Here is a 13,877-nt window from a genome sequence, read left to right as displayed (position 1 = left end):
CACCTGGACGAACACGCCGACGACGTGGGACAACAGTTTCTTTGAGATCTTGTTCGGTTACGAGTGGGAGTTGACCAAGTCCCCGGCGGGTGCCTACCAGTGGCAGGCCAAGGACGGGGCCGGTGCGAACACGTTCCCGGATCCGCAGGATGGCACGCTGAACCGGCCGCCGACGATGCTGACGACCGATATCGCGCTGCGGGAGGACCCGATCTACGGGAAGATCTCGCGGCGGTTCCTGGAGAATCCGGCCGAGTTCGCCGATGCGTACGCCCGGGCCTGGTTCAAGCTGACCCACCGTGATATGGGCCCGATCGAGCGTTACCTCGGCCCGGAGGTGCCGGCCGAGCGGCTGATCTGGCAGGATCCGGTACCGGCCGTGGACCACGAGCTGGTCAGCGACGCGGACGTCGCGGCGCTCAAGGGTGACCTCCTCGCGACCGGGTTGACCGTGTCCCAGTTGGTGAGCACGGCGTGGGCGTCGGCGGTGACCTTCCGTGGCGGTGACAAGCGCGGTGGCACCAACGGTGCGCGGCTGCGGCTCGAGCCGCAGAAGGGGTGGGCGGTCAACGAACCCGCTCAGCTGGCGACGGTGCTGACCGCGCTGGAGGGGGTGCAGCAGAGGTTCAACGGTGCCCAGTCCGGTGGCAAGAAGATCTCGCTGGCCGACCTGATCGTGCTGGGTGGTGCGGCCGCGATCGAGAAGGCTGCCAAGGACGCCGGGCAGGAGGTCCAGGTGCCGTTCACCCCGGGTCGCACCGACGCGACGCAGGACCAGACGGATATCGAGTCGTTCGCTCCGTTGGAGCCGAAGGCCGACGGGTTCCGCAACTATCTCGGCAAGGACAACAGCCTGTCGGCGGAGCACCTGCTGGTCGAGCGGGCCAGCCTGCTCACGTTGACCGCGCCGCAGATGACGGTGCTGGTCGGCGGTATGCGGGTCCTCGGTGTCACCGTGCAGGGCTCGACCGATGGTGTGCTGACCGACCAGCCCGGCACCCTGACCAACGACTTCTTCGTGAATCTGCTCGACATGGGCGTCACGTGGAAGAGTGTCGGCGAGGGCCAGGAGCGCTACGAGGGCACCGATGCGCAGGGTCGGCGGAAGTGGACCGGCACCCGCAACGACCTGGTCTTCGGCTCCAACTCCGAGCTACGCGCCGTGGCCGAGGTATACGCCGCCGCCGACGCGAAGGGCAAGTTCGTTGCCGACTTCGTCACCGCGTGGACCAAGGTGATGGAACTCGGCCGCTACTGACCGACACCAGCCCGCCCCACCCCCGCCGAGTGGAGCACCAACCAGCCCAGTGGAGCACCTATTCGTACTCCGCTCGGCGGGTGATTGCTCCACTCGGCGGGTAAAGGCGGAGACTGGCAAGGTAGCCCAGGAGCTCACGAGCGTGGTGTCATCCCCCGAGGCGCACGGCCTTCACATACGAGGCCGGTGCCAACAGTCTCTTCGCCCCGGGTGCCATCCGTGCTTTCGTGACAGGCAGGTCCCGCCAGTCGAACGCGTGGGCGTTCTGCTTGATCCGGACAAGCCCGTTCGGCTGGAGCATCGTGCCCGCCGCAGGGTACTGGCCCGTCACGATGCCGATGGGGGCGGTGCTTTGGGCGTCCACGTAGGAGTAGTCGCTCTCGTGTCTCAGACCGATCCTGGCGATCTCCTCCTTCGCCTTCTCGACAGGCATCGCGGTGAGGTCGGGGACCGGAATATCCGTCGGGAAGTTGACGCGCGCCAGGTTGACCACCGGCAGCTCCAAGGCAGGCTCGAGCGCGGATGGGTCAAATATCACCGGGGGAATGCGGCGGCCCGCGATCTTCTGGGCGTGCCGTTGAACTGCGCTCACCGCCCGACTGTACTGCTCCCACGTTCTACCCAACTCGGCATCGTCGGGAAGGTCGGCGAAGAAGGTGCGGTTGTCGCGTGCGAACTCGATGTCGTTGCGTCGCGTCATGAACTTCAGGCGAAGTCGCGCGCAGTCGTTGAGTGAGGCCTCGCGGTCCGCAACTTCCTCGTCGTTGACGTCCGGCAGAGCGAGCGTGTTGTAATCGGCCACCTCTACTTCGTAGCCGGCCGGATTGGCGCGGGCGATGGCGGGGAAGGCGCGGAGACGCTCGATGATTTCCTTGGGATCGGACACGTAACTCACCTCCTCGTCCTGACCCGCGCGCTGATACATCAAGATGGAGGTCTCGGTCCGCTGGGACGTGGACGCCTTGGCCTGCTGATAGCTCGCGTCGAAATCAGCCGAGACGGCCAGCCCCTGACAACTGGTATGGAACGATGTGCTGAGATCTCTCTGGCTCTCCTGGCTGGTGGACGTCACCTGGAATACGATGAAGAACTCGCCACCGGTCTGGAGCCCGCGCACGAATGAGGTGCCGAACGCCGTTTTCCATCTGTCTGGATCCTCCAACAACCGCTGGGCATCTGGACGCAGCTCGTATTCGTCAACCATCTCGAACGCGTTCTGCACGCGACAACTCGCCACAACGAAGGTGGAGTGCGCGTTGAAATGGGAACTCTCCGAGAACGCGAACTTTCCTTCCCCCGAGAACAGGCCGTACCGTCCACCGGCTTCGATGGACAGGCCCATGCTGTCCATGAGCGCATCGTAGGTCTCGCAAATCTCGACGGAGTACTTGGCCTCCTGGCCGCTGGTGGCGGTCTCCGTCTTGACAACGGTGAGGGCCTTTCCCAGGGCGTCGCCGGTCAGGGTGTTGACGCCCCTTCCTAAAGTGGCTGAACCGCGGAAAGGGATGCGTTTGATCTGGCTCATCATTCCTCCAAGAGACTCGTCGGTGACGTTCGGCCTGGAATTTCGCTGTCAGGGCGGTTTCGCTTCGTCTCGAATACTGCGGTGGGGATCCGAGAACCCTCAGCGAGGCCGCGACGCACGACCTCCGGTGCCCGCCGCTGGGTACCAACCGCCGGAATCCGTCCATCGACCGCGTTCACATGCACCTCTCGGGTCATCCGTTGCAGGGCGCTCCGCGCGGTGGCCCCGAGGGTCGGCGGGCCGAGCGTGGTGTCGAGCGTGGCCGTGATCCAACCTTCCATCTGGCGGTGCCGCGCCCAGTCGACAAAGCCGCCGCCGTCCACCGGGGTCGGTGGTCCGAGTCGCAACCGCTCGTAGTCGACCGGGAGGTTGTCCTTGATGCACTGCACGATCCGTGAAAGGTGTTCGGGCCGGATTCCCGTGTACGACCCGGACGCCGTCAGGCGAGCGGAACCGTACGCTACCGATGCGGCGCTCCGTGCTCGCGCGCCAACTTCGACGTCGATCACGCTGCCGGACTCGGCGTCCACCGAGAGCCGTCCGCGCAGGTCATCGACCGACACCATGACGATGTGTGCCGTGCCGTCCGAGTTCGTGACCCTCACCGGTCCGGCTCTGAGGGTGCCCAATGAGCGCCCGCCGATCCACCAGTCCACCTCGAGCGGGGGATCGGAGAAGGATCCCTCGCCGCCGAATCCGCGGGCTCGTGCCTCGAACACGCTGTGATCGTCGGTCTGCCACGTCCCAGTCTCGTAGGTGGAGCCGCACGGAGTCCGGTGTTCCTCGACCGACACGGGCTCGCCCAACTGGCTCGCCTCCTCGATCAGTTCGACTGTCACGGTCTCGGTGTTGTCGTGAACCGAGACTTGCACGTCGGCCCAGTTCGGTCCCCAGGCGGTTACGGTCACAGTCATCGCTGAACCAGGCAGCCGCGTGTCGAGGTCGAAACTGTCTCGACCGATGCTGCCGCGGTACCACAGCCGGTTGTCACCGGTGTCCGGCGTGTAGGCGACCTGGTGGAGGACAACGCCCTCCCGAACGGTGTCGTTGACGTCACTCGCCAGTCCGGCATCCCAATCGGTTGCCGTGCGCAGTTCGAGGTACAGCCGATTGGTGGCGTGCGCATCCTCGGACTGGCTGCGCAGGACCAGAAGCCGACCGGCCACCAGGCGGGCGGTCACGTCCACACCGCCGTGTGGAAGGTTCCTCTCGATCACCGACGATGCGGCGAACGCGGCCGGCCAGGCCAGGTGCAGGTGCGCCAGAGAGAGGTTCGGGCCGACGCGGCTACCGACCGATGACCACCCGAACGGGGAGATGGTGGTGAACGTCGACGTGAAGCGGAACCAGGCCGGATCGTGGGTGGTGTCGACCTGCCCTCCGACTCCCATGATGTCGAAGGGCGAACCGTAGACCGCGCTCAACTCCACCACCGCGGTCGACTTGTCGTCGTCGGCAGCCGTGACCAGTCCATAGGGGTGCTGTAGGCCCAACAGGTGGCCAACCTCGTGGTACAGCGTCGAGAAGGTCACCGACGCGGCCGGGACGACAACAACTGGCACGGGCAGGTTCTTGCCCGCCGGGACAGCGGCCGCCCGAAATGCGCGGACAACCGTGGGAGTATTGGCACCAACGGCAGGCTTGGCCGGGTTGAAACCCGGATTGGTGAATTCTAGGTCACCAGGATTCACCAGGACGATGAAGGCGTCGACCGGGTGGGTCGGGCCGGAATCCGCCGAGTGGGCGTCTATGGCTGTCTGCGCGATCTCCCGCACGCTCAGGTTCGAGCGGCTCAGCGTGATGGTCACCGGGGGGAGCAACTCAGAATCGGAGAGATCCACGAAGCCACGGCTTGTCTGCGCCCAGTAAGCGATGATCGAGTGTGCGCCCGTCAGGACCGCGCTGTTGGCAACCCCGTCAGCCAACGGCGGAGCGGCTGGGTCATGATCGGCGATGAAGACACCGATGCGGAGACGGAGCCCCATCAGATGACCTCCGTGCCGCGGGGCTCACGCCCGGTCGGTGAGCCGCGATCGGGCCGCCCGCCATGCTCACCGCGAGGTTTTCGGTGGGCAGCGAGTGCCACCGGCAGCAACAGGTGCATGGAGACTCCTGACGACTCGGACCACTTCTCTTAAGGGAAATGATGTTCGAGTGATGGGGCTGCAACATCCCCCAGATGGGGGAGGCGCTGCGTTTCCCGCCGTCAGGTGGCGGCACGTGGTCACTGCGACGCGACCCAAGGGCAGAGCGGAATAGCGCTGTGGCCCAGCGCGCCACCGCTATTCCTCGGCCCGAAGAACCTGCCACTGCCGGTGCGCGGATGCTCTCCGGACAGACGTCCAGGGAGGGCCCGCTGGTGTGAACCCTCCCTGGACGCTGAATCGTGTTCGGATCAGAGGTTGATCATGTGCCCGGCGATGCCGTGAATGGCTTCCTTGACCGACTCACCCAGAGTCGGGTGGGCGAAGATGTTGCGAGAGACCTCGTCAGCGGTCAGGTCCCACTGCTGAGCGAGGTTCAGCACGGGCAGCAGCTCGGTGACGTCCGGGCCGATCAGGTGGGCGCCGATGATCTCGTTGTACTTCGAGTCGGCGATGATCTTGACGAAGCCGACCGCCTCGCCCAGACCCTGCGCCTTGCCGTTGGCCGAGAAGGGGAACTTGGCGACCTTGACGTCGTAGCCCTTCTCCTTGGCCTGCTCCTCGGTGTAGCCGAACGAGGCAATCTGCGGCTGGCAGTAGGTCGCCCGCGGGATCATGTCGTAGTTGACCTCCATGGTCTCCACGTCCGCGATAGTTTCCGCGGCGACGATTCCCATGGCCTCGGCCGTATGCGCGAGCATCAGCTTGCCGGTGCAGTCACCGATTGCGTAGACACCGTCGACGTTGGTGCGACCGCGCCCATCGATGGCGATCGCGCCACGCTCGGTGAGCGAGACGCCGGCAGCCTCCAGGCCGAAACCCTCCGTGCGGGGAGCGAACCCGATCGCCTGCAGCACCTTGTCGGTCTCGACGACCTGGCGGTCGCCACCTGCGGCGGGGGAGACGGTCACCTTGACCTTGTCACCGGAGTCGTCGATGGACTCGACCTTGGTGGAGAGCATCACCTTCACGCCGAGCTTCTTGTACTGCTTCAGCAGTTCCTTGGAGATCTCCGGATCCTCCGTGGGGACCATCCGGTCCAGAAACTCGATGATGGTGACATCGACACCAAAGTTCTTCATCACGTAGGCGAACTCGACACCAATGGCGCCCGATCCGGCAATCACGACGGAGCCGGGCAGCTCGCTGTCGAGGATCTGCTCCTCATACGTCACGACCCGCTCGGACAACGACGTGCCGGGCACCAGGCGGGTCGTCGCACCGGTGGCGAGGATGAGGTGGTCGCAGGTGACGGTCTGGGACTCGCCGTTGCCGTTCTTCACCTCGACGGTCTTGGCGTCCGTGAGGGTGCCCCAGCCGTTGATCTCGGTGATCTTGTTCTTCTTCATCAGGAAGTGGACACCCTTGACGATGCCATCGGAGACCTGTCGGCTGCGCTTGTGGGTGACGCCGTAGTCCATGGTGGCATCGCCCTGGATGCCGAACTTGTCCTTCTCGTGCGTCAGGATGTGCGAGAGTTCGGCGTTGCGCAGCAACGCCTTCGACGGGATGCAGCCGACGTTGAGACACACACCGCCCCAGTACTTCTCCTCGATGACAGCGGTCTTCAGACCAAGCTGGCTGGCGCGGATGGCCGCAACATAGCCACCGGGGCCGGCTCCCAGGACAACGACGTCAAAGTGATTTGCCACGGGCCCAACCCTATATCCCACGGTTGCTCAGTAGGCAGCGAGGAGGGCTTTCGCCAGGCTCGTGTCGGTCACGAGGCTGTTGATCAGGCCGGCGCGCACCGCCGCCGCGACGACGAAGTGCCGAGATGCACCGGTGACCAGGCCGATCACCTCTGGTATCGCGGCGAGCTGGGGGACGTTGATCGAGATGATTCGCCCGGTCAGCTGGCTGGTCACCGGCGCGCCGTCGGCGTCGATGAAGCCTCCCGAGATCTCGCCGATGGCACCGGCGGCACTCAGGGCGCACTGCTCGTCCGCATCTGCCAGATCGAAGATGGTGGACTCGCCCGGCTGCCACTGACCGACACCGACCACGGCCACGGTGACCTCGGGGACGTGGGAGAACGCTGCGGCTACGCCGGGCTGACGGCGCAGCATCGACGCGCTGTCGGTGTCTGCGGCCACGAGCGGGGCGTAGAACAGGTGGGCAGCGCCACCGCTGACGCGGGTGGCGTCACGCACCACGTCCACCGGCGTGGAGTCGACCCCGGTCAGGTTGAGCGCACCGCTGAGCTGCACGACCGGAATCTTCGGTAACGATTGGAGAGCCGCGACCATACAGGCGACCGTCCGAGACCAAGGCAGTCCCAGCACGTCATTCGTCGTCAGGCGGCGGGCCAGGTCCTGGGCGGCGAGTCGCCCGATCGCCTCACGCAGCTCGGTCGCGGACCGTCCGGTCGCCGGACTGAGCACGATCGCATTGCGCAGCCCGAGGGCGTTACGCAGCTGTTCGGACAGCGCCGGGTCGACGCCCTCCTCTCCGACGATCTCGATGCGCACGACACCCGTCGCCCGGGCCTGCTCGAGCAGCCGGGCCACCTTGAACCGGCTGACCCCCAGATCCGCCGCGATCTTCACCTTCGACTCGTCGGCAAGGTAGAAGCGGCGCACGGCCGTCATCATCATGGCCCGTTGCGCTGCCACATCATCCACATCGTTCGGCATCATTCGCCTCCTTCGGTGAGTCGACGTTAAACCACCCGTGAGTGGATGTGATGTGCAACACTCTACTCATATGTGCAGCAGACCGCTCAAATGAGCGACGGGGAGCCTGTCCTGAGCAGGCGAGCTCGCGAGCCCGTATCGAAGGGAAGGTCCATGCGAACACGAACGAGAGCAGTAGCGACCCTGGGCGCCGCCGGCATGGTCGTGGGGTCGTTGACCGCCTGCGCCGGCTGGGGCGGTGGCCTCAGCGGCGGCGGGCAGGACTCCATCAACGTCCTGATGGTGAACAACCCGCAGATGATCGATCTGCGGACCCTGGCGCCGTACTTCACCAAGGAGACGGGCATCAAGGTGCAGTTCACCGTGCTGCCGGAGGATGACCTGCGGGACAAGGCAAGTCAGGAGTTCTCCAGCCAGGCGGGGCAGTACGACCTGGCCACCCTGTCGAACTTCGAGATTCCGATCTACGCCAAGAGCAAGTGGATCGCACCGCTGGACTCCTACCTGGCCAAGGACCCCGGGTTCGACCAGCAAGACATCCTCAAGCCGATGCAGACCGCGCTGAGCGCGAACGGAAAGGTCTACGGGGAGCCGTTCTACGGCGAGTCCTCCTTCTTGATGTACCGCAAGGATGTGTTCAAGGAAAAGGGCCTGACGATGCCGGCCCACCCCACCTGGCAGCAGGTGGCGCAGCTGGCGGCCAAGGTCAACGGGGCCAAACCGGGGATGGCGGGGATCTGCCTACGCGGGCAGCCCGGCTGGGGTCAGCTGTTCGCCCCGCTGGACACCGTCATCAACACCTTCGGCGGCACCTGGTTCGACAAGGACTGGAACGCACAGCTCACCGCGGCGCCGTTCAAGCAGGCGGTGAACTTCTACGTGAACCTGGTGCGCAAGTATGGCGAGCGTGGAGCGCCGCAGGCCGGTTTCACCGAGTGCCTGAACAACCTGACCCAGGGCAATGTCGCCATGTGGTACGACGCGACATCGGCCGCCGGATCGTTGGAGGCGACGGGCTCGCCGGTGAAGGGCAAGATCGGCTATGCCCCGGCGCCGGTCGTCAAGACCAAGAACTCCGGCTGGCTCTACAGCTGGGCCTGGTCGATCGAGCAGGCCAGCACCAAGAAGGACGCCGCGTGGAAGTTCATCTCCTGGGCGAGCAGCAAGAAGTATGAGGACCTGGTGGGCAACAAGCTCGGCTGGACCCGAGTGCCGGCCGGCTACCGCAAGTCCCTCTACTCCAACCCGAAGTACGTCGCGGCGGCCAAGGCCTTCGCGCAGCCGACCCTGAAGGCCATCAGCTCGGCCAACCCGCAGAACCCCGGTGTGCAGCCGCGGCCCGCGCCCGGCATCCAGTTCGTGGACATCCCGGAGTTCACCAGCATCGGCACCCAGATCAGCCAGGACATCAGCTCGGCGATCGCGGGGAAGGAGAGCGTCGACAGCGCCCTCACGAAGGGACAGCAGATCGCTCAAGACGTGGGTGACCAGTACAAGGAACGGGAGAAGAAGTGAGCGCCGTTGCTGCCGAGCGGAACTCGGCAATGGAAAAGGCGGGCGCCTGGGCGCGGCGGATGCCGTTGCTCCCGGCCCTGGTCTTCATGATCATCGTCACGCAGCTGCCGTTCCTGGTGACCATCGGCATCTCGTTCATGCACTGGAACGCCTACTATCCCGACGACAAGGGGTTCGCGGGCTTCGCCAACTTCAAGAGCGTGCTGACGGACGTCAACGCGCGTGAAGCGATCATCGTCACCATCATGCTGACCGTCGCAGTGGTCGTGGTGAGCCTGGTGCTCGGTCTGATCATTGCGATGCTGCTCGACCGGAAGTTCCGCGGTCGAGGTTTTGCCCGAACGCTGATGATCACACCGTTCCTCATCGTTCCCGTTGCCGCAGCCCTGATGTGGAAGCACGCGCTGTTCAACCCCGACTACGGACTCCTCAACGGGCTGCTGAAACTGTTCTTCGGGGACGGTGCGGCCCAGCCGGACTGGATCTCCAACAACCCGGTCACCGCGATCGTCGTGTCGCTGGTCTGGCAGTGGACCCCGTTCATGATGCTGATCCTGCTGGCGGGGCTGCAGAGCCGGCCGTTGGACGTCGTTGAGGCGGCTCGCATCGACGGCGCCTCACCGTGGCAGATCTTCACCAATATGACGCTGCCGCACCTGCGCCCATACATCGAGCTGTCCGGGCTGCTGGGCGCCATCTATGTGGTGCAGAACTTCGATGCGGTCTTCACCATCACCTCGGGAGGACTGGGTTCGGCCAACCTGCCCTACTTCATCTACGAGACGTTCTACCAGGCACACGACTACGGCGAGGCGTCCGCTGCCGGCGTGATCGTCGTGATCGGCACGATCATCATCGCGACGTTCGCGCTTCGCACGGTGCTGAGCCTGTTCAGTGAGGAGACGACATCATGACCACCGTCGACAAGGTCGCCGAAGAGGCGCCGAGCAACGTCGTCGAGCGTGAGCCCGGCAAGCGCAAGAACAAGGGTGTGCTGTTGACCGGGCTGGCCTGGATCATCAGCGTGCTGTTCGTGCTTCCGGTGCTGTGGATGGTCCTGACGTCGTTCCACTCCGAGACGGATGCCGCAGCCAACCCGCCGAAGTTCGGCGCGTCGTTGAGCCTGGAGGGCTATCGGTCGTTCTTCGACTCCGGGCCCTGGCCGCCATTGTTGAACTCCCTGACGGCAAGCGTGGTCTCCACGGCGCTGGTGCTCCTGCTGGCGTTCCCGGCGGCCTACGCCCTCTCGATCCGTCCGGTGAAGCGCTGGTCGGACGTGATGTTCTTCTTCCTGTCGACCAAGTTCCTGCCCGTCGTCGCCGGTCTGCTGCCGGTCTACCTGTTTGCGACCAAGGTGCACTTCCTCGACAACATCTGGCTGCTGATCATTCTCTACACTTCGATGAACCTGCCGATTGCCGTATGGATGCTGCGCAGCTTCCTTTCCGAGGTCCCGATAGAGATGCTCGAGGCGGCGCAGGTCGATGGGGCCGGGTTGGTTCGCACCCTGAGGTCGATCGTCGCGCCCGTCGTGACACCGGGCATCGCCAGCGCCGGGCTGATCTGCTTCATCTTCAGCTGGAACGAGTTGCTGTTCGCCCGAGTGCTCACCGGCACCCGGGCCGAGACCGCGCCGGTCTACCTGACCGGGTTCGTGACCAGTCAGGGGCTGTTCCTTGCCAAGGTGTGCGCCGCCTCGCTGGTGGTGTCCTTGCCGGTGCTGTTCGCCGGATTCGCGGCTCAGGACAAGTTGGTGCAGGGCCTGTCGATGGGAGCAGTCAAGTGAGTGGGGCGCCAGTAGGCCTGAGCCAGCACACCCTTGGTGACCTGGACGAGCGGGTTGAGCGGCCGGCATACGACCGGAGCGCGGTCACCCCGGGGATCGTGCACTTCGGGGTCGGCGGTTTTCATCGAGCCCATCAGGCGGTGTATCTGGACACCCTGATGGGCCTCGGTGAGGCGCAGGACTTCGGCATCATCGGCATCGGTGTGCTGCCGAAGGATCGGCGCATCGTCGAGACGTTGAACGCTCAGGACGGTCTCTACACCGTGGTGGTCAAGCATCCCGACGGCCGGCGTGACGCTCGCGTCATCGGGTCGATCATCGGGATGCTGCTGGCCCCGGACGACCCCGAGGCCGTTCTCGCACGGATGACGGACCCGGCCACGCGGATCGTCTCCCTCACCATCACCGAGGGCGGCTACCTCGTCAACCAGGCGACCGGTGATTTCGACGGGACACATCCGTCCATCCAGGCCGACCTGACCGATGGCGCTGTGCCCTCCACGGCCTTCGGTTTCATCATCGAGGCCCTGCGCCGGCGGCGAGAGTCGGGCACCGCGCCCTTCACCGTGATGTCGTGCGACAACCTGCCGGGCAACGGCGACGTCGCCCGCAAGATGATGACGGCATTCGCGAGGTTGAAAGACCCCGAGCTGGCGGACTGGATGGACGGCAATGTCCACTTCCCGAACTGCATGGTCGACCGCATCACTCCGGTGACCACCCAGGACGACATCGAGCATCTCACCCGTGACCTCGGTCTGCGGGACGGCTGGCCCGTCGTCACCGAGCCCTTCACCCAATGGGTTCTCCAGGACGAATTCGCCCTGGGCCGACCGTCGTTCGAGGACGTAGGGGTGCAGATCACCGACGATGTGGTCCCGTACGAGCTGATGAAGCTGCGCCTGCTCAACAGCAGCCACCAGGCGCTGTGCTACCTGGGCTATCTCGCCGGCTACCGCTACGCGCACGAGGTCTGCCAGGACCCGTTGTTCGTGGACTTCCTGCTCGGCTACATGCACGAGGAGGGTATGCCGACCCTTCCCGAGGTGCCCGGGGTCGATCTCGACGACTACTGCACGACCCTCATTCAGCGATTCGCCAACCCCGAGATCAGGGACCACCTCGCGCGGCTGTGCCTGGAGAGCTCGGACCGCATCCCGAAGTGGCTGGTCCCGGTGATCGAGGACAACCTGCGAGATGGCGGTCGGCTGCGCCGATCGGCGCTGGTGGTCGCCTCGTGGGCGCGGTATGCGGAGGGCGTCGACGAGCAGGGGGAGCCGATCGAGGTGGTGGACCATCGCAAGGAGCAGGTCATGGCCGCCGCCGCCCGACAGGGGGAGGACCCGTTGGCCTTCCTTCGAGACCCCACCCTGTTCGGCTCGCTCGTGCAGGCGGCGGCGTTCACTACGCCATACCGGCAGTCCCTGGAGTCGCTGCATCAGGAGGGTGCCCGCGCCACGCTCGAGACACTCGTGGCCGGTGAGCACTAGGTCCCAGGTCGGCCGGCCCCACCGCGTGAGACGCTAACCTCTTGGTGTCCCCGAGCCCTCGAACCGGAGATCCTCATGGTGCAACGTCAGCTGGTCGCCGGAGTCGACTCCTCCACACAGTCATGCAAGGTCGTCGTCTGCGACGCCCGGACCGGAGAGATTGTCCGGGTCGGCCGAGCCGCCCATCCGGACGGCACGGAGGTCTCCGCCCGGCACTGGTGGGATGCCTTTGCGGAGGCGACTGCCGGGCGGCTGTTGGACGGTGTCAGCGCCATCGCGGTTGCCGGCCAGCAGCACGGCATGGTCACCCTGGACGAGAACGACGGTCTGGTGCGTGATGCGCTCCTGTGGAACGACGTTCGATCTGCGTCGGACGCGGCAGACCTTGTCCAAGAGCTCGGCGGTGACCAGGCATGGGTCGACGCGGTGGATGTGGTCCCGGTCGCGAGCTTCACCGTCAGCAAGCTGCGCTGGCTTGCGCGGCACGAGCCGGAGAACCTCGCCCGAACGGCGCGGGTCGTCCTGCCGCATGACTGGTTGACCGGCCGGATCCTCCGGACGGGCGACGGGTTCACCGGCTGGACGACCGATCGCGGTGATGCATCGGGCACCGGCTACTGGTCCGCGGTGACGGGTGACTACGTGCCGGATCTGGTGCGGCGGGCGGCCGGAACGGATCTTGCCGTCCCACGGGTCCTCGCGCCCGCCGAGGCCGCCGGACGGACCAGTGACGGACTCCTGGTCGCCGCCGGCACCGGCGACAACATGGGTGCCGCGCTCGGGCTGTGCCTTCAACCGGGTGACGTCGTCGTGTCGTTGGGGACCAGCGGCACGGTGTTCGCCGAGCATGACTCGCCCGTCGGAGACCGAAGCGGCGAGATCGCCGGCTTCGCGAGTGCAACCGGCGGTCATCTGCCGTTGATGTGCACGCTGAATGCGGCACGGGTGCTGAGTGCTGGAGCCGCCATGATCGGCTGTGACCTCGCCCAGTTCGACCAGCTCGCACTCGAGGCAGAGGTGGGGGCCGGCGGTCTGTCCCTGCTGCCCTACCTCGACGGCGAGCGCACGCCGAACCTGCCGGACTCGACCGGGACCCTGGGAGGCCTGACCCGCCTCAATGCGACACCGCAGAACCTGGCTCGGGCGCACGTCGAAGGCATGCTCTGCAACCTTGCCGCCGGCGTGGACTCGTTGCGCCGGCAGGGGATCCGAGCCGACCGCGTGCTGCTGATCGGTGGCGCGGCGGCCTCCCGGGCGGTGCAGGAGGTCGCCCCGGTCGTCTTCGGCGTGCCCGTGGTCGTCCCCGTGCCGGGGGAGTACGTCGCCCGTGGAGCCGCGCGTCAGGCGGCATGGGCGCTGAGCGGCCGGGAGGAGCCGCCGCCCTGGACGACCACGCTCGGTGCGGCCCACGATGTGCCGGCCGGTAACGCAGGCCAGGAGCTCCGCCATCGTTACTCGACCCTCCTGGACCGGCTCTACCACTGACACCGGCAGATGGGCCTGCGCCGTCCGCGGTTCGAACC

10 protein-coding genes are annotated in these 13,877 nt (G+C 65.8%); 6 read left to right on the top strand and 4 right to left on the bottom strand.

All coding sequences use genetic code 11. The features are described 5' to 3' along the window. On the top strand, window positions 1–1,258 hold a 1,258-nt coding region (locus tag FGL98_RS21615; RefSeq protein ID WP_342779994.1), incomplete at its 5' end, for a peroxidase family protein. A 148-nt stretch (window positions 1,259–1,406) separates the two neighbouring features. On the opposite strand, the gene FGL98_RS21610 is transcribed toward FGL98_RS21615, so the two are convergent. The 4 genes from FGL98_RS21610 to FGL98_RS21595 all read right to left on the bottom strand — a co-directional run bounded on the left by FGL98_RS21610 (window position 1,407) and on the right by FGL98_RS21595 (window position 7,563). Then, window positions 1,407–2,783 (bottom strand): PASTA domain-containing protein, encoded by a 1,377-nt coding sequence (locus FGL98_RS21610; RefSeq protein ID WP_186526305.1) that lies wholly within the window; start codon window positions 2,781–2,783, stop codon window positions 1,407–1,409. Then, the gene (locus FGL98_RS21605; RefSeq protein WP_146320413.1) at window positions 2,783–4,768 is read right to left on the bottom strand and encodes a zinc metalloprotease; all 1,986 of its coding nucleotides are present in this window, start codon (window positions 4,766–4,768) and stop codon (window positions 2,783–2,785) included. The genes FGL98_RS21610 and FGL98_RS21605 overlap by 1 nt, the downstream gene beginning before the upstream one ends. 410 nt (window positions 4,769–5,178) lie before the next feature. Next, window positions 5,179–6,579, bottom strand: coding sequence for a dihydrolipoyl dehydrogenase (gene lpdA, locus FGL98_RS21600; RefSeq protein WP_146320411.1), 1,401 nt, complete (start codon window positions 6,577–6,579; stop codon window positions 5,179–5,181). Between the two features lie 27 nt (window positions 6,580–6,606). Next, window positions 6,607–7,563, bottom strand: a complete 957-nt coding sequence (locus FGL98_RS21595; protein ID WP_186526304.1) for a sugar-binding transcriptional regulator — start codon at window positions 7,561–7,563, stop codon at window positions 6,607–6,609. A 153-nt stretch (window positions 7,564–7,716) separates the two neighbouring features. Here FGL98_RS21595 and FGL98_RS21590 point away from each other — a divergent pair, with 153 nt between their 5' ends. The 5 genes from FGL98_RS21590 (at window position 7,717) to FGL98_RS21570 (ending at window position 13,839) form a co-directional block, all read left to right on the top strand. Further along, window positions 7,717–9,078, top strand: a complete 1,362-nt coding sequence (locus FGL98_RS21590; protein ID WP_146320407.1) for an ABC transporter substrate-binding protein — start codon at window positions 7,717–7,719, stop codon at window positions 9,076–9,078. 29 nt (window positions 9,079–9,107) lie between these two features. Beyond that, complete coding sequence (locus FGL98_RS21585; protein ID WP_146320420.1) at window positions 9,108–9,992, top strand: carbohydrate ABC transporter permease; 885 nt, start codon at window positions 9,108–9,110, stop codon at window positions 9,990–9,992. After that, a complete protein-coding gene (locus tag FGL98_RS21580) occupies window positions 9,989–10,864 on the top strand; it encodes a carbohydrate ABC transporter permease (protein WP_146320405.1) in 876 nt (291 codons plus the stop codon). The genes FGL98_RS21585 and FGL98_RS21580 overlap by 4 nt, the downstream gene beginning before the upstream one ends. Then, window positions 10,861–12,354 (top strand): mannitol dehydrogenase family protein, encoded by a 1,494-nt coding sequence (locus FGL98_RS21575; RefSeq protein ID WP_146320403.1) that lies wholly within the window; start codon window positions 10,861–10,863, stop codon window positions 12,352–12,354. The genes FGL98_RS21580 and FGL98_RS21575 overlap by 4 nt, the downstream gene beginning before the upstream one ends. A gap of 75 nt (window positions 12,355–12,429) precedes the next feature. Next, on the top strand, window positions 12,430–13,839 hold the full coding sequence (locus tag FGL98_RS21570) for an FGGY family carbohydrate kinase (RefSeq protein ID WP_146320401.1): 1,410 nt from the start codon (window positions 12,430–12,432) through the stop codon (window positions 13,837–13,839). The last annotated feature ends 38 nt before the right edge of the window (window positions 13,840–13,877 follow it).

The organism is Leekyejoonella antrihumi (genome assembly GCF_007845645.1).
Lineage (GTDB): Bacteria > Actinomycetota > Actinomycetes > Actinomycetales > Dermatophilaceae > Leekyejoonella > Leekyejoonella antrihumi.
This window is presented reverse-complemented; position numbering and strand designations above follow the sequence as displayed.

What these genes read in the sequence shown, in the direction of transcription:
- FGL98_RS21570 (WP_146320401.1), top strand. Translation starts at nt 12,430, where the DNA reads ATGGTGCAACGTCAGCTGGTCGCCGGAGTCGACTCCTCCACACAGTCA.
- FGL98_RS21605 (WP_146320413.1), bottom strand. Translation starts at nt 4,768, where the DNA reads ATGGGGCTCCGTCTCCGCATCGGTGTCTTCATCGCCGATCATGACCCA.
- FGL98_RS21580 (WP_146320405.1), top strand. Translation starts at nt 9,989, where the DNA reads ATGACCACCGTCGACAAGGTCGCCGAAGAGGCGCCGAGCAACGTCGTC.
- FGL98_RS21590 (WP_146320407.1), top strand. Translation starts at nt 7,717, where the DNA reads ATGCGAACACGAACGAGAGCAGTAGCGACCCTGGGCGCCGCCGGCATG.
- FGL98_RS21610 (WP_186526305.1), bottom strand. Translation starts at nt 2,783, where the DNA reads ATGAGCCAGATCAAACGCATCCCTTTCCGCGGTTCAGCCACTTTAGGA.
- FGL98_RS21585 (WP_146320420.1), top strand. Translation starts at nt 9,108, where the DNA reads ATGGAAAAGGCGGGCGCCTGGGCGCGGCGGATGCCGTTGCTCCCGGCC.
- FGL98_RS21595 (WP_186526304.1), bottom strand. Translation starts at nt 7,563, where the DNA reads ATGCCGAACGATGTGGATGATGTGGCAGCGCAACGGGCCATGATGATG.